The organism is Bacillus cereus group sp. Sample62 (genome assembly GCF_036851315.1).
In the GTDB taxonomy this organism is placed as follows: Bacteria; Bacillota; Bacilli; order Bacillales; family Bacillaceae_G; genus Bacillus_A; species Bacillus_A wiedmannii.
Genome location: NZ_JAFLPK010000001.1, coordinates 342,231 through 363,765, shown reverse-complemented (window position 1 = coordinate 363,765; position 21,535 = coordinate 342,231). Strand labels below are relative to the sequence as shown.

Genomic DNA, 21,535 nt, shown 5'->3' with positions numbered 1-21,535 from the left:
TATACGAACTTCTGAAAGGGGCAACTACATGCAATATGTAATGAGCATTATCGGTATTCTTGTCGTTTTAGGTTTATGCTTTGCTTTGTCAAACAATAGAAGTAAAATCAACTTCCGTGCAATTGCTATTATGATTGGTTTCCAAATTTTAATCGGTTGGTTTATGTTTGGCACAAAAATTGGTCAACAAATTATCATCTTCATTAGTAAAGTTTTCAACAAACTAATTAAACTTGGTACGACAGGTGTCGATTTTCTCTTTAATGGAATTCAAAGAGATTTTGTCTTTTTCTTAAATGTATTATTAATTATCGTATTTTTCTCAGCACTACTTTCTATCTTTAGTTATTTAGGTGTTTTACCATTCATCGTTCGCGTTGTCGGCGGTGCAATTTCAAAAATTACTGGTTTACCACGCGTCGAGTCATTCCACGCAGTAAACTCTGTATTCTTCGGTTCAAGTGAAGCGTTAATCGTTATTAAAAACGATTTACAGCATTTTAACAAAAACCGTATGTTTATCATTTGTTGTTCTGCAATGAGTTCCGTTTCTGCTTCTGTTACAGCATCATACGTAATGATGTTAGATGCGAAATATGTACTAGCCGCTCTTCCGCTAAACTTATTCTCAAGCTTGATCGTTTGTTCGCTATTAACACCAGTTGATACGAAGAAAGAAGATGAAGTGATTCAAAAATTTGATAGAACTTTATTCGGAGACAGCTTTATCGGCGCAATGATTAACGGTGCGCTTGATGGTTTAAAAGTAGCTGGTATCGTTGCTGCATTAATGATTGCCTTCATCGGTGTGATGGAAGTTGTAAACTACGTAATTAGCGCAGCTTCAGGTGCAATGGGATATGCTGTTACTTTACAACAAATCTTCGGTTATATACTTGCTCCATTCGCATTCTTAATGGGTATTCCAACTCAAGATATTATCCCAGCTGGTGGAATTATGGGTACGAAGATTGTATTAAACGAGTTTGTAGCAATCCTTGATTTAAAAGGTGTTGCATCAACATTATCTCCACGTACAGTCGGAATCGTTACAGTATTCTTAATTAGCTTCGCAAGTATTAGCCAAATTGGTGCGATCGTTGGGACAATCCGTGCTCTTTCTGAAAAACAGGGAAGTGTCGTATCTAGATTCGGTTGGAAAATGTTATTTGCATCAACACTTGCTTCTATCTTATCTGCAACAATCGCTGGATTGTTTATATAATAAAAAACTCCACCTTACTTCTCCTTTTTCAAAAGGAAATTTAGGTGGAGTTTTTTTACTTTCTTCTATCTGTATTTTTATGTAAACCTCACCAGAAAAATATAAGGTGTTTTTCCGAATTATTCCAAAAATGTATTCCCCTCTATATTCTATAGTGATATGATGTACAAGGGTATAATTCAAATTTTTAAAATCGAAAATTTGAGTTAGTGTCACTTATACGAATGATAATTTCAAGACATAAGTGATGATAATTAAAACACAATAGAAGGATGATAGAATGAAAAAATATACATATATCGCTTTACTTTCTTCTGCTATTCTCGTAGGTTGTAACACTAGTAGCACTAGTGATAAACAAATAAAAGAAGCAACGGCGAAACAAACAGTTGAACAAAAAAAAGCGAAAGCGGTTGAACTGCCTTTAACACAAGGGATTATTACATGGGATCCGTATGAATATAACGCACAAAATACCACGCTTTATACAAAGGATTTAAGAGATTCATTCACACAAGTACGTTACAATATTTGGCGTACTGCTGACGGTCCTGAAAACAAACAAACTTTTACTTCACAAGAAAAAGAACGTGACTTTGCCCTCCCACTACATTTAAAATCATTTCATTTAAAACGTGGCGAATTTCAAATTGAAACAGTAGGAATCAAAGAAGATCATACTGAAACAAATCTAGTAACATCTAAAATTACATTCCAGCAACATGTACCCGTATTAATGTACCATGCGATTGAAAAATACCCTGGACCAAGTGATGGGGATTACGGCTTATACGTACCACCTGAGCAATTCGAAAAACATATGCAATATTTAAAAGATAACGGTTATACGATGCTTACATTTGAACGTTGGAATGATATAAATCGTGTAAATAAACCTGTTTTTGTAACGATGGATGATGGTCGAAAAAATAATATGAACGCTCTTCATATTTTACAAAAATTAAAGGATGATAGATTTCAACCTACGGCTACTGAATTCCTTACTGCAAATGAGATAGACAAACCAAATCGTCTATCAACAGATGAGATAAAACAAATGATGGATTCAGGCATTTTTTCTATTCAATCACATACTGCTAATCATACGATGATGGCTCATTCAAGCAATTATGATGAGGAATTACGTAGTTCGAAAGAAAAAATCGAAGCCCTTACTGGTAAAAAGGTCATCGCTCTCGCCTATCCAGTAGGTTCTTATAATGACCCAGCTGTTGAAGAAACAAAAAAACATTATGAGTTCGCAGTAACTACTGATCACGGTAATCACATTACAAAAGGGATGCCAAACGAACAGTACTTAATTAAACGGCACTTTGTAGGGCCTAATACATCAATGGAAAAATTCATATCTCTTATAAAGTAAAACTTTAATCAGTGGGGGTTTTGTTCACCCCCACTGATTATTAGCCCTCACCAATCGGGCTTTTACGGGCAGTTGATCCCCCCACCTAACCTCTTTGCTTTTGCTGAATTCTGAGGTGGGGTCTTACTGCCCACAAATAGCGGGATACAGTAAACTTTACTAAAAGATGATAGAAATAGCTCTATTAAAAGTCACTAACCTATCTCATTACTAAAATGATATGATGAACAAGGGTATGTCCCCACCTCTCTTACAGCGGTGGGGATTTTAAATACGTATGCAACATAATACACAATAGAAGGTGATCTTATGAGAAAATACGCAGCAATCGCTTTATGTACGTCTGCCATTCTAGCAGGTTGTAATACTAGCGATGTAAGTCAAGAGCCTAAAAAAGAGAAAAAGGTTCAAGAATCTAAGAAACAAGAAGAGATTATGCAAGAACAAGGTAAAATTTCTTATACTCCTATTACACACGAATCTACAAACACAAGTATTCATATTGCAGGCATAAAAGATGCTTTAACCGAAGTACAATATAAAATCTGGCGCACAGCTGACGGAAAGGAACACGCTAAATCTTTTTCTTCTAAAGAAAAGGAGAAACAGTTTACACTTCCTTTTAACATAAAAGAATTTGAAGGAAAACGCGGTGAGTTTCAAATTGAAGCAATAGGAATGAAAGAAGATGGGAAAAACATTCCACTCACAAAATCTACTATTACTTTCGAGCAAAAGGTTCCCGTTCTTATGTACCATGCAATCGATGATTATCATGGACAAGGCATTAAAGATTTATTCGTATCACCTGCTAATTTTGAAGCCCAAATGAAATATTTAAAGGACAATGGCTATACATTACTAACTTTTGAACGTTGGAGCGATATTAATAAAGTGAATAAACCTATCTTTGTTACATTTGATGACGGTATGAAAAATAATATGAATGCATTTCATATTTTACAAAAGCTAAAAGACGATACGTTTAAACCAACGGCAACAGAATATATGATTGTTAATAATGTTGATGCTGAAGGATCTCTTTCTACATCTGACATAAAAGAAATGGTTGATTCCGGCATTTTCTCCATGCAATCTCATACTGCAACACATGCAGACTTACCGAAGATTACAAACTATGAAGAAGAATTAAAGGGATCGAAAGAAAAGCTAGAAAAAATAACGGGTAAGCCTGTTATCGCAGTTGCTTACCCATTTGGTCATGTAGATGATAAAGTCGTTGCAGAAACGAAGAAATATTATCAATTTGCGACGACAACAAAATCCGGAAAGTTCCTCACAAAAAGTGAACCCGATGAATTATTAAAAATGAAGCGTGTTCGCATACACAATACAACGACCGTAGAACAATTTGCTTCTTCGATTAAATAATGATGAGAGCTCAATATATTTTGAGCTCTCTTTTTGCGCTTTATTTATATATATTTTTTGAATTTTCTTGTATTATATATAGTAAGAAATCTTTCAAATTAAAGGAGATTATACATATGTCATTTGAACAAACGTTAGAGAAATATGCTGCCCTTGCAGTCAATGTTGGTGTTAATATTCAACCAGGACAAACATTATCAATTAGTGCACCTCTTGAAGCTGTACAATTTGTACGCCTCGTAACAGAAAAAGCATATAAATCTGGTGCAAAACACGTATATGTAGATTGGAATGATGAGACGTTAACACGCTTAAAGTTCGATCTAGCTCCTGAAGAAGCATTCGCTGAGTTCCCATCTTGGAAAGCAAACGCTCGTGAAGAATTAGCAAAAGAAGGCGCTGCATTTATGTCTATTTATGCAGAAAACCCTGATTTATTAAAAGGTGTAGAATCAACGCGTATCGCAACAGCTCATAAAGTAGCTGGTGAAGCAATGAAAGTATACCGTGATTACGTACAAGCTGATAAAGTAAGCTGGTGTGTCATTTCCGTTCCTACGAAAGAATGGGCTGCGAAAGTATTCCCTGACGTTGCACCAGAAGAACAAGAAGCAAAACTATGGGATGCTATTTTCAAAGCTACTCGTGCGGATTTAGAAAATCCTGTGGAAGCATGGAAAGAACACGATGAAACGTTACATACAAAAGTTGATTACTTAAACGAAAAGCATTATAAAGCCCTTCACTATACAGCTCCTGGAACAGATTTAACAATCGAACTTCCAGAAAAGCATGTATGGGCTGGTGCTGGTAGCTTAAATGAAAAGAACGTACCATTTATGGCGAATATTCCAACTGAAGAAGTATTTACAATGCCACTTAAAACAGGTGTAAACGGCCAAGTATCTAGCACAAAACCGTTAGCATTTGCAGGTAACATTATCGATAACTTCACGTTAACATTTGAAAACGGACGTATTGTAGACTATAAAGCGGAAACTGGTGAAGAGGCTTTAAAACATTTAGTAGACACAGATGAAGGTTCTCACTTCTTAGGAGAAGTGGCTTTAGTACCTCATGACTCACCCATTTCAAACACAAATATTTTATTCTATAATACGCTATTTGATGAAAACGCATCTTGCCACCTTGCAATCGGAAGTGCTTATGCATTCAACTTAGTTGGCGGAAAAACAATGTCTAAAGAAGAACTTGCTGAAAATGGAGCAAACACTAGTATTACACATAACGACTTCATGATCGGATCAGCTGAGCTTGATATCGATGGTATTACAGATGACGGAAGACATGAACCTATCTTCCGTAAAGGTAACTGGGCATTTTAATAAAAATAAAAGGCTATCTTCCACACCGGAAGATAGCCTTTTATGATGCCGATGAAACCTTAAGCCCAATTACTCCTAAAACAATAAAAAGAATACAAAATGCTTGGAATAAGTTAATGTGCTCTTTGAAGAAATACACGCTAATGATTGTAATAAGTAATGTTCCTACACCAGACCAAATCGCATAAGCAATACTTAAATGAATTTTTTTGACAACGATAGCAAATACGCTGAAACAAATTCCATAAAATACGAAAATAAGTACACTTGGAACGAGCTTTGTTAAACCATTTGATAGTTTCATCGCAATTGTTCCAGCTACTTCAAAAATAATTGTTACGAGTAATAATAGCCAATATACCATACTAGAATCTCCTTCTCTGTTACCTTATAGAGATTCTAGTATACTACTTATAGTCCTAATGAAATATATTTAATTTCTAAATATTCCTCGATACCAAAATGGCCTCCTTCACGGCCAATACCACTTTCTTTAAAGCCACCGAATGGTGCTTGTGCAACTGATGGAAGTCCATCATTTAATCCGATAATACCGTACTCTAGTGCTTCGCTAACTTGGAATGCTTGACTAATATCTTTTGTGAAAATATAAGCAGCTAAGCCATATGGTGTATGATTTGCACGTTCGATTACTTCTTCAACCGTTTTAAATTTCGCAACTGGTGCAACTGGACCGAATGTTTCTTCATTCATACAAAGCATCGTATCGTTCGCCAATCCAATTACAGTTGGTTGCATAAAGTGTCCATCTAGCTCTGTAACCTTTTGGCCACCAAATAAAACTGTTCCCCCTTTTTGAATAGCATCTTCGATATGTTCCTGTACTTTCGAAACTGCATTCTCGTCAATAAGTGGTCCTACAGTCGTTCCGTCACCGAAACCGTCTCCTACTTTCAACTGCCCTACTGCCTTTTGGAACTTCTCTACAAACACTTCATACACTTCTTCCTGAACAAATACTCGGTTTGTACATATACACGTTTGTCCTGCGTTACGGAATTTCGAACCGATTACCGCCTCTACCGCTTTATCTAAGTCCGCATCATTCATAACAATAAACGGCGCGTGACCACCTAACTCAAGTGAAACTTTTTTCATCGTTTGTGCAGCACTAGCCATTAATTCCTTCCCAATTTCCGTTGATCCTGTGAAGGAAACTTTTCGAACACGTCCATCTTCCATCCACGTATCAGCAATTGCTTTCGCACTGCCTGTTACAATGTTTATTACGCCTTTTGGAATGTCCGCTTCATGAGCTAATTCAGCTAATTTCAACGCAGTTAACGGTGTTTGACTTGCAGGTTTTACAACTGCTGTACATCCTGCTGCAAGCGCCGGGGCTACCTTTCTCGTAATCATAGCAGCCGGGAAGTTCCAAGGTGTAATAGCTGCCATAACTCCAACTGGTTGCTTCATAACTAAAATACGTTTATTCGGATGAGAAGCAGGAATCATTTCACCGTATACGCGTTTTCCTTCTTCCGCATACCATTCAACAAAGCTATTTGCATAATTCACTTCACCAAGTGCTTCTGCAAATGGCTTTCCTTGTTCTCTCGTCATGATTGCTGCAATCTCTTCTTTATTTTCATCGATAAGTGTGAACCATTTTTTTAACTTTACTGCACGGTCTGCTGCTGTTAACTTAGACCATGATTTAAAAGCTTCATGAGCAGCATCAACAGCTTGCTTTGCCTCTGTCACCCCGCCCTTTGGTACCGTCGCAAATATTTCCTTCGTTGCTGGATTATTTACTTCGATTTGTTCTTGCAATGTAATCCACTCACCATTTATATACATCGCCTTTTTCTCTACATTTACAAACGTCGCTTTTTTATCCAATGTTTTCTTCCTCCTCTATAAGTTTCTTTATTTTCCTAGTGGCAGCAGATTGACTTATCTTTAAAAACTCCGCTACTTTATAACTCGATCCATACGTTTTATATGCTTTCAAAATAATATTCCGTTCTACTTCTTCTAACATTTTATAGAGACTTTGACCGGACTGTTCAACCGTTGATTCTTGCATTGCTATTGGCAAATCTTCTATCGTAACGATATCGTCAGCAGTTATAACAATTCGCTCAATCACATTTTCAATTTCTCTATTATTTCCTTCCCAAGGGTAACCAACAAACATTTGTAATGTGCTAGGTGCTAATTTTACATTCCGGCCATATTTCTCGTTAAAGTGCTGTAAATAATGATAAATGAGCGGCAAAATGTCTTCGGTTCTTTCCCTGAGTGGCGGAATTAAAATTGGAATGACATTCAGACGATAATATAAATCTTTCCGGAATGTTCCTTGTTTCACCATCATACTTAAATCTCGATTTGTTGCCGCTACAATTCTAACATCCACTTTTTTTAATTCTCTTCCGCCAATAGGACGAAACGTTTTTTCTTGCAACACTTGCAAAAGCTTCGCTTGAATTTCAAGTGGCATTTCGCCAATTTCATCTAAGAAAAGAGTTCCTTTATGAGCTGATTCTAATAATCCCTTTTTCCCTTCACGATTCGCACCTGTAAAAGATCCACCTGAGTATCCAAAAAGCTCTGATTCAATTAAATTTGTTGGCAATGCCGCACAATTAATTTCATAGAAACTTTCATTCTTCCTGTTACTCACTTCATGTAAATGACGTACTAATCGACTCTTCCCTACTCCTGTCTCACCTAAAACGAGAACTGTACTATCTACCACGGATACTTTCTTGATTGTCTCGACTATTTTTTGCATAGCGATACTTTTAAAAATAAGTCCTTCATGTTCATATGTTTCTCTTAATTCTTTTTTATATGTTTTTAACTGATTATCCATTTCCTCTACCTTTTGACGTAATTGGTAGAGTTCTGTAAGATCACGAGAATAACTAATTACCCTTCTTAAATTTCCCTCATTATCAAAAACAGGCCTTGTACGAACGTGTAAATACTCTCCTGATTTTGTCGTTTGAATGAGTTCAATCGGTCTCTTTTTTTCAATTACTTCTAACGTTGCCGATGGATAAAAGATACCACCCTTCTGCAATTCTTTCACATGCTTACCTACTAACTCTTTAGCAGCTAGTTGATAGTGCCTTTCACATGTACTATTTACACGCACAACGATTCCCTTTTCGTCAGTCACAAAAATTTCGTCAAACGCATATTCAAATACATCTTGTAAATCCATTAACACTCGTTCCTTTTCTCCAACCATCCTAGCCACCCCTATCTTCCAATCCATCGATTCACTTCACTACCTTTATTATAAAGTGAATTTTCTGCCTTTTATATAGAGTCAGCTAGAATGTTTGCGATTTATTATTTAACTTTTAAACACGAGCAGTATTTGCTTTCTCATAACAGACTTGCAATGATTCTTCAATTATTGTTAATCCTTCTTCAAGTTGCTCATCTGTAATAACTAATGGCATTAACACACGAATAACATTACCGTATGTCCCTGCTGATAGTAGGAGTAATCCACGTTTATTTGCCTCTGCGCACAAATTAGCTGTTAACGTTTTATCAGGTGCTTTCGTCTTCCGATCTTGAACAAGCTCGAATGCACACATTGCTCCTAAACCACGCACATCACCGATGCAATTATATTTATTTTTCATCTCTTCGAATCGATTCATTACAACTTTTCCTAATTCTATCGCTCTATCATTTAAATTCTCTTTTTCTATTACATCAAGCACTGCTAATGCTGCTGCACATCCTAGTGGGCTTCCTGCATACGTTCCACCAAGCTCTCCTGGCGCAGACTCATTCATAATTTCCTTGCGCCCAATAACGCCACTAATCGGTACACCAGCGCCTAATGATTTAGATACCGTAATTAAATCTGGAACGACATCATAATGATCAATAGCAAAATATTTTCCTGTACGACTAAATCCTGTTTGAATTTCATCCGCTACAAATAAGATACCGTGTTCTGAACAAATATTGCGTACTTCTTGCACAAACTTCTTACTTGGAACGATAAATCCGCCTTCCCCTTGAACAGGTTCCATTACAACGGCTGCAATTGTTTCTGGCGCTACTTCTGATATGAAGAAATTCTTAAACTCTTCAATCATAAAGTCATCGTACTGCTCTTCCGTTAATCCTTCTGGGCGGCGATATTCATATGGAAATGGTGCTTTATAGACTTCAGGCGCAAATGGGCCAAATCCAAATTTATATGGTTTTACTTTACTTGTCATCGTCATTGTCATTAATGTACGCCCGTGGAAACCTTTAGAAAATGCGATAATACCAGTTCTTTTTGTATATTTACGAGCGATTTTTACCGCGTTTTCAACCGCTTCTGCACCACTATTTAAAAATAGTACTTGCTTATCAAAACTTCCTGGCGCTAATGCCGCAAGTTTTTCTGCTAATTCAATATATGGCTCATACATCATGACATTAAAAGCAGTATGAATGTATTGATCTACTTGTTTATGGAGCGCCTCTTTAACAGCTGGGTGACAATGTCCTACATTAATTGTTCCGATTGCCCCCGCGAAATCAATGTACTGATTGCCATCAACATCTGTTACAAGAGCACCATTTGCAGATTGTACAAACGTTGGGATGCCGTTACTTACTCCTTTTGGTACTATATTTTGGCGGCGTTCTAATAAAGACGCTGCTTTCGGTCCAGGAATTTGTTCATTTACTTTAGCAAATTTTTTTGTGTTCATTACGTACCCCATCCTTTTCTTTACATTGTTTTCTCTTTTCATTGCAAAATGTATGCCAACATTCTTTTCCAGCATTCATCCTACATGCCTTCTATTTCAACATAAAAATAAGTCTATAAAGACTCATCAAGAGTCCTTATAGACTTATTTTTCTTACACATTAGACTTTCCTTGTTCCCAAATAAACTCACCTGAATGAGAAATAAAATCCCCAACAGATTGTACTACTAAATCCGCAAGTGGTTCTAAAGTTTGACGATCTCCTGTACCAGACAGTACTCCAATCGCATAGCAATCGCCGCCATTTTTCGCTAAATATAAATCAGTTGGTGTATCTCCAACGACCGCTACTTCACACGCCTCTAAATGAAACCTTTCACAAAACGATTCTACAATTCTTTTATCTGGTTTTTGTGCCGGAAACGTATCTGAAGCTACAACATAATCAAAATAAGACTCTAATTGATATTGTTTCAAAAACAATTCTGTCGGTGCGAAATCATCAGCTGTAACAACACCTAAAATAAATCCTTTATCCTTTAAACCTTGTAAAATTCTTGGTAAATCCGCAGTCATTCTCATATAGGAACGATGCTCGTACATAAGAGAAAATAACTTTTCACTTACCCACTCATGCATCTCCTCTTCCTTAGATGACGTAATATACTTACAAAGCCCCTTTGCAACATCAAGGCTTGTTCCTGCCGCTATTGCGCTACGAGGGTTCACAAATGCCCCATCCACACCGATCTCTTTTAATAAATCCTGCTGCATTGACTTTGGAAGTTGATATAGATTTATACATTCCGCCACAAGTTCTTCAGCTACTTTTATCCAAATTGAATGAAACTCCATTAATGTCCCGTCTTTATCAAATAGTATTGCTTTTACCTTCTCCATAGTATCCTACCTCTCATTTCTTATCTCCTCCAGTGTATCAATAAAGTATGGATATAAAATAAACGAATTGTAAAAATACCATGAAAATCAAACTAACTTCCAATTTACAATTCCTCTATATAATAAAAAGGATGCCTTTACAGGGCATCCTCTTGTTGTTCAGGAACAAATAGTTCAAGACAATGATATATATTTTCGAATTCCATCGGTGCATCTCCACCGTATTCACCATCTAAGTTAATCATTAGTTTATCTGGTGAATGCACTTTAATTCGATTTGCTTGTGTATATAGCACTTTTGGGTTATTAATATGTTCACCACGCTGCGCTTGTGTTGCTGCTTTAATTAAGTCAGCGATAGAACCTTTTTTCAGTACTAATAAATCAAATAAACCATCATTAATCGATGCATATGGTGCAACTTTTTCGAATCCACCAACTGAACGAGTATTCGTAATTAAAAACATCGTAATTTCTTCTTGTAGCAACTTTCCATCATACTCAATTTCAACATATGTTGGATGTAATGATGGTAACATTTCGATTCCTTTTAAATAGTAAGCAAGTTGGCCTAATACCGTTTTTAGCTTACTCGGTACTTCATATGTTAATTCTGTAATACGGCCGCCACCAGCGATATTAATGAAATATGTATCATTCGCTCTACCAAGATCTAACGGAACTGTTTTCCCTTCACAAATAATATCCGCAGCCTCTTCAATAGCACGAGGTACACCGATCGCACGCGCAAAATCATTTGTCGTTCCAACTGGAATAATTCCAAACTTCGGACGATGTTCATGTCCTACTAAACCGTTCACCACTTCATTTAATGTACCATCACCACCAGCTGCAATAACCACATCAAATTTACGATCCGCAGCTTGCCTCGCTGCCACAGTCGCATCTCCAGGACCAGTTGTCGCATGACAAGACGCTTCATATCCAGCTTGTTCTAATTTTTGTAATACTTCCGGTAAGCTCTTCTTAAATAGCTCGCGCCCAGAAGTAGGATTATAAATAATTCTTGCTCGCTTCATCATTTATTAGCACAGGAAATTTCTTTATGTATCGAAAAAGAACATACCGAACTTCTATTCAGTATTCCTATGCCTACCTCCTCTCATCTTCCTATCCTTCTTTTATCCCGCTCAAACAGGCAGTAAGAACCCGATTCGTGTAGTCCATCAAAAGTAAATATTCATTTCAATGGTTTTGTTTTATTTGACAAAAAAATTATGTCCATCTATTTCCTCACAACAATTTACATATAACGAATAATAATTATCTATTATTTCATGAGATGAAAAAAACCTCTATGTCTAGATTTATCATTATTCCCACCTTTTTGCAACTATCATACCATAGTTGCTATACAAACATTTTTCCACTTTTGACAGTTAATCAAACGTTTGTTTAAACGATTTTGTCTCATTTAAACAAACGTTTGATTAACCTAGAAAAACACCCATGCACGGGTGTTTTTCTGCTTAATCTTTAAAAGTTACTACTATTTTATCGCTTATTAATCTCTTCAAGTAAGATTTTATTAACAAGCGGCGGATTTGCTTGTCCTTTTGTAGCTTTCATAATTTGACCAACTAAGAAGCCAATTGCACGGTCTTTACCGTTTTTAAAGTCTTCGATAGATTGCTCATTATTATCAAGAATTTCTGTTACAACCTTACGAAGTGTACCTTCGTCAGAAATTTGAACAAGACCTTTTGCTTTAACGATTTCCTCTGGGTCTCCACCTTTTTCAATTAATTCGTTAAATACTTTCTTCGCGATTTTAGAAGAAATTGTACCTTTTTCAATTAATTGAACCATTTTAGATAAACCAGCAGGCGTTAATGCAACGTCTTTTAATTCTTTTTGTTGTTTGTTTAAGTATGCAAGCACTTCACCCATTAACCAGTTTGATGTTAATTTCGCGTCAGCACCGTCTGCAACAGTTGCTTCAAAGAAATCAGACATTTCTTTCGTTAATGTTAATACGTGTGCATCATAAGCTGGTAAGCCAATTTCTGCAACGTAGCGAGCTTTACGTGCATCTGGAAGTTCTGGAATCGAAGCACGAATTTCTTCTTTCCACTCATCATCGATGTAAAGTTCAACTAAGTCTGGCTCTGGGAAGTAACGGTAATCGTCAGATCCTTCTTTCACACGCATTAAGATTGTTTTCTTCGTTGCTTCATCATAACGACGTGTTTCTTGTTGAATGATACCACCAGATAACAATTCTTTCTCTTGACGCACTTGCTCGTGCTCAAGACCTTTTTGTACGTAAGTGAATGAGTTTAAGTTTTTCAGTTCCGCTTTTGTACCGAACTTCTCTTGTCCAACTGGACGAAGGGAAATGTTCGCATCACAACGCAAGGAACCTTCTTCCATCTTACAATCAGATACGCCAGTGTATTGAATGATTGATTTTAACTTCTCTAAGTATGCATATGCTTCTTCTGGTGTACGCATATCTGGCTCAGATACGATTTCGATTAAAGGCATACCTTGACGGTTGTAGTCTACTAATGAACCATCAGCTGTATGCGTTGATTTACCAGCATCTTCTTCTAAATGAAGACGTGTAATACCGATACGTTTCTTTTTACCGTCTACTTCAATTTCAATCCAACCATTTTCACCGATTGGCTTATCGAATTGAGAAATTTGGTAAGCTTTCGGATTATCTGGGTAGAAATAGTTTTTACGGTCGAACTTCGTTTCCGTTGCGATTTCACAGTTTAATGCCATTGCAGCTTTCATTGCAAAGTTAACTGCTTCTTTATTTAAAGTAGGAAGTACCCCTGGGTATCCTAAGTCAATTACACTTGTTTGTGTATTTGGCTCTGCTCCGAATTCTGTTGGACTCGCAGAGAAAATTTTCGAATTTGTTTTTAACTCAACGTGAACCTCTAAACCAATAATTGTTTCTAAATTCATCTATGCTCGCCTCCTTACAGACTTGCTTTTTTTGTATGATAGTCTGTTGCTTGCTCAAACGCATGTGCAACGCGGTAAATTGTCGCTTCATCGAAGTGTTTACCAATGATTTGTAGACCAAGTGGCATGTTGTTAGCACCGAATCCACATGGAACAGAAATCGCTGGAACACCCGCTAAGTTTACTGGGATTGTTAAAATGTCGTTTGCATACATTGTCATTGGATCATCAACTTTTTCGCCCACTTTAAATGCCGGAGTTGGCGTTGTTGGTCCAATAATAACATCGTAGTTAGCAAATACATTTTCAAAGTCGTTTTTAATTAATGTACGTACTTGTTGTGCTTTCTTGTAGTATGCATCATAGTAACCAGAGCTAAGTGCAAATGTACCAAGCATAATACGACGTTTTACTTCATCACCGAAACCTTCGCTACGTGTGTTTTTGTAAAGATCTAATAAATTATTTACATTATCAGAACGAACACCGTAACGTACGCCATCAAAGCGTGAAAGGTTAGCAGATGCTTCCGAAGAAGATAATAAGTAATACGTTGCTAGAGCGTATTTAGAGTGTGGAAGAGATACTTCCTCCCAAGTTGCGCCCATACCTTCTAATACTTTTAAAGCAGCTAGTACTGACTCACGAGCTTCTTCGCCAACACCTTCTCCTAAGTATTCTTTCGGTACAGCAATGCGTAAACCTTTAACGTCGCCTGTTAAACCAGCTAAGTAGTTTCCTACTTCAACGTTTGCAGAAGTTGCATCCATACGGTCAATACCTGAAATAGCTTGTAATAAGTATGCATTATCTTCTACTGTACGTGTAATCGGTCCGATTTGGTCAAGTGAAGATGCGAATGCAACTAATCCGTAACGAGATACGCGTCCGTAAGTTGGTTTTAAACCTACAACGCCGCAATATGCAGCTGGCTGACGGATAGAACCACCCGTATCAGAACCTAGAGAGAATAATACTTCTCCTGCCGCTACAGCTGCTGCAGAACCACCACTAGATCCGCCTGGAACGTAATCTAAGTTCCATGGATTTTTCGTAGCGTAGAAACCTGAGTTTTCATTTGAAGAACCCATTGCGAACTCGTCCATATTTAATTTACCGATTGTAACTGTGTCAGCAGCTTTTAGCTTTTGCACAACTGTCGCATCATAAATTGGATCAAAGTTTGCTAACATTTTGCTCGCACAAGTTGTACGAAGACCGTTAGTTACAATGTTATCTTTTACACCAATTGGCATACCGAATAATAAACCATTATCTTCAGCACCAATTTTCGCGTCTAATTCTTTCGCTTTCGCGCGTGCGTTTTCTTCATCTAATGTAAGAAAAGCTTTTACGTTATCTTCAACATCCGCAATACGTTTGTAAGATTCTTCTACTAAATCCGTAACGGAAATTTCTTTGTTGTTTAATTTCTTATGTAACTCTGATACGGAATGATCAAATAATGACATCGAAATTCCCCTCCTCTATTCTAATACTGCTGGAACACGGATTTGATTATCTTTGTGATCCGGTGCATTTTTTAATACTTCTTCAACTGGTAAACCTTTTTCTGGTACATCTTCACGCATAACATTTTTCATAGTTAATACATGAGTTGTTGGTTTTACATCTGTTGTATCTAATTCATTTAACTGTTCTGCAAATGTAACGATTGCATCCAGTTGTTTTTGAAATTTTTCTGCTTCTTGATCAGTAATTGCAAGACGTGCTAAATGTGCTACGTGCTTTACATTCTCAACGGAAATTCTTGACACGGCTAGGCCACCTCCATAATATATCGTTCAATCTACAATACTATTGATGATACCAAATTTTCAGTACTTCAAGCAAGTCAACACACGGCACTTACGGCATTTTTACATAAAAAAAGAAAGGCGAATGCCTTTCTTTACAATTTACTCCTTATCTAACGGTTTATTTTTCGGAAATCTCTCGTTATCTTCTTCATTATCACGAATTGTTTTTTGTAATACAAAACAAGACATCGTTAAAAATAATGTTCCAATTAAATAATATCCTTTTACACTAAGCGTTTCATCTAACGTATAAATTCCAATTAGCATACCTGAAAGTGCACAAACAAATGAAGTCCATGCTAAAAACGTGAACGCTTGCGTATTACGTCTTCTCATCTTTCTCCCCCTCGTTAGCTGTACATCCATTATAGATAAGTATATTTACCATGATGGATTTTTATGTAAATTCTAGTTTTATATTTATAAATCTATCATAAAAAAATACTATTTTAAAGTTAGTTTTCTGCCTAATCTGAAAAAACAGTTAAAACCATTGACATTTATTTCAATTCTACATAAAATAAAAACAAATATTACGAATCTCGAAATATACGGGAGTGGAAATAATTGTTGCAATATGAACATTTTTTAGACTTACTGCTAGATAACGCCAAGAAACTTTTTTATCCTGAAGAATGGGTAAGCCTAGATTTAACACTTTCTAAAACAGAAGTATTTTGTTTACTTTGGATGGAGCGAAATACAGATATTACAATGACAAAAATTGCTGACCTTCTTGATATACCAATGAGTACAACGACAGGTGTTGTAAATCGCCTCGTAAAAAAGGGATATATTGAAAGGTACCGTGATGAAAACGACCGACGCATTGTATTAATTCGTTTAACAGAAAACGGCGTAATGCTCGTTCAAGAAGTAAAACAAAATGCAGCCCATTACTTTAGCCTAGTGACAGAAGCATTATCAGAAGAAGAAAAAGCATTCTTACTACAAATCTTCCAAAAGATTATGAACCACATCGCTACGTCACAGCAAAAAACAGAAGAAAAGGTTTCTACACCTAAAATGAAAAACATTCCGATTGAATAAAAACCCTACTAGGGTTTTTATTCAAAGAAATATTTCGCAACTCGTAATATCCGATACTCGAAATAAAGGGGATAGAATGATGAGAATTATTTTGTATACAGGTAAAGGCGGCGTAGGAAAAACTAGTATTTCAGCAGCAACAGCACTTCAAAGCGCAAAACAGGGATTAAAAACATTAGTAATGAGCACAGACCCAGCCCATAGTTTAGGAGATTCATTTGGTATAAAGTTATCTTCTGAGCCACTAGAAATTCGTAAAAATTTGTGGGCACAAGAAATTAATACAATTTATGAGATGGAAAAAGGCTGGGGAAAATTACAGAAATATATTACACTACTCTTCACTTCCAAAGCAGCTGATGATATTACAACAGAAGAGTTAACGATGTTTCCTGGTATGGAAGATTTAATTAGCTTACTCCGCGTACTCGATTATTATAAACAAAACACATATGATGTTATTATCATTGATTGTGCTCCAACAGGAGAAACATTAGCAATGCTCAGCTTTCCAGACATGCTTGGCTGGTGGATGGAAAAACTCTTTCCTATTAAAAGAAAAGTTTTAAAAGTTGTTCGTCCTGTAGCTCAACCACTTCTTGGTGTCCCCCTTCCAACCGATGATATTATGGACGAATTAACGAATACACTTGAACAGCTCGGAGAAATGAGAGATATTTTATCAAACCGAGACATAACAAGTATCCGCATCGTTGTAAATCCCGAAAAAATGGTCATTAAAGAAGCTCAGCGTAGCTTTACGTATTTAAATTTATACGATTATAACGTAGATGCCATTATGATTAACCGCATCATCCCTAACACTGTCACCGATCCTTATTTTCAAGCTTGGAAAGATACTCAAAAGAAATATAAAACATTAATTCAAGATAGTTTTCAGCCGCTTCCTATTTACGAAGCTCCTATGTTTGAACAAGAAGTTGTCGGTTTGTCCATGTTAGAGCGTGTAGGAGACGCTTTATTTAAATCAGATTCTTCTCCTACGGAAGTGAAATTTAACGGGCGCACTCAATATGTAAAAAAAGATGGCGATGAGTATATTTTCGTTCTCTCCATTCCCTTCTCAAACAAAAGTGAACTTTCATTAAATCAAAAAGGTGATGAACTTATCATTCGTTCAGGTTCTGTGAAACGGAACATCACATTACCAAAAACGTTAACACACCTTTCTATTCAAGGAGCTAAGTTCGAAGAAGATGTACTAAATATTCGGTTTGGAGGTGTAGTACATGCATGAGGAACTACTAAGAAAGGTAATTCGTACAAAAATAAAAGTCGGTATGAATATATTAGAAGAGTTACCTACCCCAATTCAACAATCAGCTAAGCAAATACTAAATATTTTGCAAGAGGAGCTAGCTGCTTATCCGAAAGAACGAGAGCATCATGAGGATAATTTAAAAAGTATCATAATTGAATAACTATCTCTGTATAGAGGGCCTTTTTTTAGGCTTTCTATATTTTATTGGAGTGATGTAAGTTGATGAAAAAACATTCCACTATTATGCTTTGGATTATTCCCTTGTTATTTTTCATTCATAACCTTGAAGAATCTTTCCAAATGCCACAATATCTTGCTAATCAATTTTCAATTCATTTTATAACAAGCCAACAATTTTTCATTGCCGTTTCCGCATTAACAATCTTCGTCTTACTTATCGTCTTTCTATATCAACTAAACTTTTTGTCTTCTATATACTGGATTATTTTTATACAAGGGGCTATATTCTTCAACTCCGTTCAACATATTATTTTGTTTTTCATATATCGTTCCTATAATCCTGGCTTAATATCAGCAGTTTTCATTGTTATCTTTTCTATTTTCTTTTTTTCATCCGAAAAACACCTCATTCGTAAAAAACAATTTATAATTACACTCATTTTCAGCTTATTTTCTTATCCTGTTATAATTTGGATTACCTTACTATTTGCTAGCTGCTTTCATTCATAAAAAAAGACCAGGAAAACTCCTGGTCCATCACTCTGCTTAACAAACATTGGATTCTACGTTATACAGAATTGGAAGGTACAGAATTAGGGTTTTGTTTGTTAAGTAGATTATATGTTAAACGAGCTAACAGCGGAGGGGTTCCTACTGTTAATCGTTAAACCCGATAATTATTTTACGATTTTTTCAAGCTCCTCAAGTGAAAGATCTACTGAAATGGAACCATCATTTGTTTCTTTCTTAATTGCATCTGTTACCTCTTTTGAATGATAGAGTTCAATTACTTTTTTCAGTGTTGGATCATCTTTATCTTTCGTACGAGCTGCGAAAATATTAATATATGGCTTCGCATTTTCATTCTTTGGATCTTCTAAGAAAATTGGATCCTTCGCTGGATCTAATCCAGCTTGACCAGCAACACCGTTATTAATAACTGAAGCTGCTACATCTTTTAATACACGAGGTGTTTGCTGTGCGATAACCGGTGTAATTTTTAACTTCTTCGGATTTTCAGCAATGCCACTTGGATCTCCGAATAGGCCAAAGTCTTTCTTAAGCTTTAATAAACCTGCTGCATCAAGAAGTTTTAATGCACGAGCTTGGTTCGTTGGATCATTTGGAATCGCAATTTCTGAACCATCTGGGATTTCACTTGCTTTCTTATGTTTTTCAGAGTATAAGCCCATTGGTGCAATTTGCGTTGTACCAACAGCTGTAATATCTAACTTATGCTCTTTTTTAAATTGCTCTAAGAAAGCAACGTGCTGGAATGAGTTTAGTTCAATATCTCCATCAGCTAACGCTTTATTTGGCGTCGTGTAATCAGAGAACTCAATCAGTTTAACTTTAATCCCTTCTTTTTCAGCTTTTTCCTTTACGATTTCCCAAGCGTTCCCATCTGTTCCAGTTACACCAATGCGAACTACTTTCTCTTTTGCTCCTGCCCCCGTGTCCCCACTTGAGCAGCCGCTTAACGCCGAAATTCCTACAATCGCTGATAATGCAAATGCTAAAATTTTCTTCATTTCCTTTTCCCCTCTTCCTTTTTATGATCTGCGTAAAAAGACTTTCGCAAAGTAGTTTCCTAAATTTTGAGCTACCTGTACTAGAATAATAAGTAAAACGACCGTTACGAACATAACTGACGTATCAAAACGTTGATAACCATATGTCATCGCTAAGTCACCAAGACCGCCACCACCGACAAGCCCAGCAACTGCAGAAAATTCAATTAGACCAACTGTCATAAATGTAACTCCTAAAATCAATGGCGCTAACGCTTCTGGCACAAGGATTTCAAAAACAATTCTAATTGGTGAAGCACCCATCGCTTGAGCTGCTTCAATGACTCCCTTTGGAACTGAAACAAGATTTGTTTCAACCATTCTAGCAATACCAATTGATGCAACTAACGTCATTGGAAAGATTGCTGCTGCTGTTCCAATCGTCGTTCCGATAACACTTCTTGTTAGTGGGCTTAAAGCTACTAAGAAGATGATAAATGGAACCGGACGAATTGTATTAATAATGATATTAAGAATAGAAAAGACCCATTTATTTTCTAAAAAGTTTCCTTTTCTCGTTACATATAATAGTAAACCTAGAGGTATACCAAGAATTGTAGCAAATATAAGGGTTACAATTACCATTAAGAGGGTATCCCCCGTCGCATCTACTATGCGGGGCCAAAATATACTCCAATCAACTCGCATGAGCTTCTACCTCCTTCAGCTGCACTTGTAGTCGTAGATGTTGTAATGCTTTTTGAATTTCTTTCTGCTCACCTTGCAGTTCTACAAGTAGATTTCCAAATAGCACATTTTGAAGTTCAATAATATTTCCGTACAGTACGTTTACATCGACGTTATAGTTTTTCGCGATATATGATAGTACCGGCTGCCCTGTCTCTTCACCAGTAAATGTTAAGCGATAAATCTGTCCACCATTTTGAATTTTCCCTAGAACACTTTCCGGTAAATGATCATTAATAATGGAGCGTACAAAGTTTTGAGTTGTCTTTGTTTTTGGTTGTGTGAAAACGTCAAACAGTTTTCCTTCTTCAATAACCTTTCCCTTCTCCATTACAGCTACACGGTGACAAATTTCTTTCACAACATGCATTTCATGTGTAATGAGTAGAATCGTTACATTGTATTCTCGATTTACTTTCTTTAATAAGTTCAAAATTTCTGTCGTTGTTTCCGGATCTAAAGCTGATGTTGCCTCATCACATATAAGAATATCTGGCGATGTTGCAAGTGCTCTTGCAATGCCAACACGTTGTTTTTGACCGCCTGATAGTTGCTCTGGATAATAGTTTGCTTTATCTTCTAATCCTACAAATTTCAGCAGTTCGTTTACTCTTTCTTTTATCTCATTCTTTGGTACTTTCGCTAACCTTAATGGATAAGCAATATTCCCAAACACTGTTCTTGAATTAAATAAATTAAAACTTTGAAAAATCATCCCGATTCTTTGTCTTAGCTTCCGTAATTCTTTCGTTGATAAAGATGTAATATCTTTATCATCTATTGAAATCGTTCCTGCCGTTGGTCTCTCTAACATATTTACTAGGCGTAATAACGTACTCTTTCCAGCACCACTAAAACCGATGATACCGAAAATTTCGCCCTTCTCAACTGATAATGTTACATCCTCCACCGCATGAACAGATTGCCCACCTGATTCATATACTTTACTTACGTTGTTAAAAGAAATCATTTTCTTCCCTCCTATATGCTGTAAAAACTTGAAGTAGAGCTTTCGAGGTAAAATAAAAAGTGCTCTCCTTCTTATCAACCAT

General features: G+C 36.4%; 21 protein-coding genes. 8 read left to right on the top strand and 13 right to left on the bottom strand.

Going from position 1 to position 21,535, the window contains the following annotated elements; translation table 11 throughout:
• The first annotated feature begins 28 nt into the window (after positions 1 to 28).
• From J0835_RS01930 to J0835_RS01915, 4 genes are all read left to right on the top strand, one after another.
• Positions 29 to 1,225 (top strand): NupC/NupG family nucleoside CNT transporter, encoded by a 1,197-nt coding sequence (locus J0835_RS01930; protein WP_001200511.1) that lies wholly within the window; start codon positions 29 to 31, stop codon positions 1,223 to 1,225.
• 280 nt (positions 1,226 to 1,505) lie between these two features.
• Positions 1,506 to 2,609: a polysaccharide deacetylase family protein gene (locus J0835_RS01925; RefSeq protein WP_046958889.1), complete on the top strand. Its 1,104-nt coding sequence runs from the start codon at positions 1,506 to 1,508 to the stop codon at positions 2,607 to 2,609.
• A 309-nt stretch (positions 2,610 to 2,918) separates the two neighbouring features.
• Complete coding sequence (locus tag J0835_RS01920) at positions 2,919 to 4,001, top strand: polysaccharide deacetylase family protein (protein ID WP_087979232.1); 1,083 nt, start codon at positions 2,919 to 2,921, stop codon at positions 3,999 to 4,001.
• Between the two features lie 116 nt (positions 4,002 to 4,117).
• The gene (locus J0835_RS01915; RefSeq protein ID WP_087979231.1) at positions 4,118 to 5,347 is read left to right on the top strand and encodes an aminopeptidase; all 1,230 of its coding nucleotides are present in this window, start codon (positions 4,118 to 4,120) and stop codon (positions 5,345 to 5,347) included.
• A gap of 40 nt (positions 5,348 to 5,387) precedes the next feature.
• On the opposite strand, the gene J0835_RS01910 is transcribed toward J0835_RS01915, so the two are convergent.
• The 10 genes from J0835_RS01910 to J0835_RS01865 form a co-directional block, all read right to left on the bottom strand.
• Positions 5,388 to 5,711, bottom strand: coding sequence for a DMT family transporter (locus J0835_RS01910; protein ID WP_000263259.1), 324 nt, complete (start codon positions 5,709 to 5,711; stop codon positions 5,388 to 5,390).
• Positions 5,712 to 5,758: 47 nt separating this feature from the next.
• Complete coding sequence (gene gabD / locus J0835_RS01905) at positions 5,759 to 7,210, bottom strand: NADP-dependent succinate-semialdehyde dehydrogenase (RefSeq protein ID WP_087979230.1); 1,452 nt, start codon at positions 7,208 to 7,210, stop codon at positions 5,759 to 5,761.
• A complete protein-coding gene (locus J0835_RS01900; protein ID WP_087979229.1) occupies positions 7,203 to 8,570 on the bottom strand; it encodes a sigma-54 interaction domain-containing protein in 1,368 nt (455 codons plus the stop codon). Before J0835_RS01900 ends, gabD begins: the two co-directional genes overlap by 8 nt.
• Before the next feature lie 115 nt (positions 8,571 to 8,685).
• Complete coding sequence (gene gabT, locus J0835_RS01895; RefSeq protein ID WP_087979228.1) at positions 8,686 to 10,050, bottom strand: 4-aminobutyrate--2-oxoglutarate transaminase; 1,365 nt, start codon at positions 10,048 to 10,050, stop codon at positions 8,686 to 8,688.
• A gap of 153 nt (positions 10,051 to 10,203) precedes the next feature.
• Positions 10,204 to 10,950, bottom strand: coding sequence for an HAD family hydrolase (locus tag J0835_RS01890; protein ID WP_087979227.1), 747 nt, complete (start codon positions 10,948 to 10,950; stop codon positions 10,204 to 10,206).
• A gap of 137 nt (positions 10,951 to 11,087) precedes the next feature.
• Positions 11,088 to 11,993 carry a diacylglycerol kinase gene (locus J0835_RS01885; RefSeq protein ID WP_000977669.1) on the bottom strand — a complete coding sequence of 302 codons (906 nt, stop codon included), beginning with the start codon at positions 11,991 to 11,993 and terminating at the stop codon, positions 11,088 to 11,090.
• Between the two features lie 472 nt (positions 11,994 to 12,465).
• Positions 12,466 to 13,893 (bottom strand): Asp-tRNA(Asn)/Glu-tRNA(Gln) amidotransferase subunit GatB, encoded by a 1,428-nt coding sequence (gene gatB / locus J0835_RS01880; protein ID WP_046958896.1) that lies wholly within the window; start codon positions 13,891 to 13,893, stop codon positions 12,466 to 12,468.
• Between the two features lie 14 nt (positions 13,894 to 13,907).
• Positions 13,908 to 15,365 carry an Asp-tRNA(Asn)/Glu-tRNA(Gln) amidotransferase subunit GatA gene (gene gatA, locus J0835_RS01875; RefSeq protein ID WP_000051449.1) on the bottom strand — a complete coding sequence of 486 codons (1,458 nt, stop codon included), beginning with the start codon at positions 15,363 to 15,365 and terminating at the stop codon, positions 13,908 to 13,910.
• A gap of 15 nt (positions 15,366 to 15,380) precedes the next feature.
• Positions 15,381 to 15,671 (bottom strand): Asp-tRNA(Asn)/Glu-tRNA(Gln) amidotransferase subunit GatC, encoded by a 291-nt coding sequence (gene gatC / locus J0835_RS01870; protein ID WP_000086999.1) that lies wholly within the window; start codon positions 15,669 to 15,671, stop codon positions 15,381 to 15,383.
• Positions 15,672 to 15,812: 141 nt separating this feature from the next.
• Positions 15,813 to 16,049 (bottom strand): YiaA/YiaB family inner membrane protein, encoded by a 237-nt coding sequence (locus J0835_RS01865; protein ID WP_001254393.1) that lies wholly within the window; start codon positions 16,047 to 16,049, stop codon positions 15,813 to 15,815.
• A gap of 231 nt (positions 16,050 to 16,280) precedes the next feature.
• Here J0835_RS01865 and J0835_RS01860 point away from each other — a divergent pair, with 231 nt between their 5' ends.
• The 4 genes from J0835_RS01860 (at position 16,281) to J0835_RS01845 (ending at position 18,735) form a co-directional block, all read left to right on the top strand.
• Positions 16,281 to 16,763: a MarR family winged helix-turn-helix transcriptional regulator gene (locus tag J0835_RS01860; RefSeq protein ID WP_000942482.1), complete on the top strand. Its 483-nt coding sequence runs from the start codon at positions 16,281 to 16,283 to the stop codon at positions 16,761 to 16,763.
• A gap of 76 nt (positions 16,764 to 16,839) precedes the next feature.
• Complete coding sequence (locus J0835_RS01855; protein WP_087979226.1) at positions 16,840 to 18,021, top strand: ArsA family ATPase; 1,182 nt, start codon at positions 16,840 to 16,842, stop codon at positions 18,019 to 18,021.
• Positions 18,014 to 18,205, top strand: coding sequence for a DUF3926 domain-containing protein (locus J0835_RS01850; protein WP_087979225.1), 192 nt, complete (start codon positions 18,014 to 18,016; stop codon positions 18,203 to 18,205). The genes J0835_RS01855 and J0835_RS01850 overlap by 8 nt, the downstream gene beginning before the upstream one ends.
• A gap of 59 nt (positions 18,206 to 18,264) precedes the next feature.
• Complete coding sequence (locus tag J0835_RS01845; RefSeq protein ID WP_087979224.1) at positions 18,265 to 18,735, top strand: HXXEE domain-containing protein; 471 nt, start codon at positions 18,265 to 18,267, stop codon at positions 18,733 to 18,735.
• Positions 18,736 to 18,902: 167 nt separating this feature from the next.
• Here J0835_RS01845 and J0835_RS01840 read toward each other — a convergent pair whose 3' ends face one another.
• The 3 genes from J0835_RS01840 to J0835_RS01830 are packed head-to-tail and all read right to left on the bottom strand — an operon-like array spanning position 18,903 to position 21,453.
• Positions 18,903 to 19,757 (bottom strand): MetQ/NlpA family ABC transporter substrate-binding protein, encoded by an 855-nt coding sequence (locus tag J0835_RS01840; RefSeq protein ID WP_087979223.1) that lies wholly within the window; start codon positions 19,755 to 19,757, stop codon positions 18,903 to 18,905.
• Positions 19,758 to 19,778: 21 nt separating this feature from the next.
• Entirely contained in the window at positions 19,779 to 20,444 is a 666-nt protein-coding gene (locus J0835_RS01835) for a methionine ABC transporter permease (protein WP_001261881.1), read from the bottom strand.
• On the bottom strand, positions 20,434 to 21,453 hold the full coding sequence (locus J0835_RS01830; RefSeq protein ID WP_046953719.1) for a methionine ABC transporter ATP-binding protein: 1,020 nt from the start codon (positions 21,451 to 21,453) through the stop codon (positions 20,434 to 20,436). Before J0835_RS01830 ends, J0835_RS01835 begins: the two co-directional genes overlap by 11 nt.
• Positions 21,454 to 21,535 lie beyond the last annotated feature (82 nt).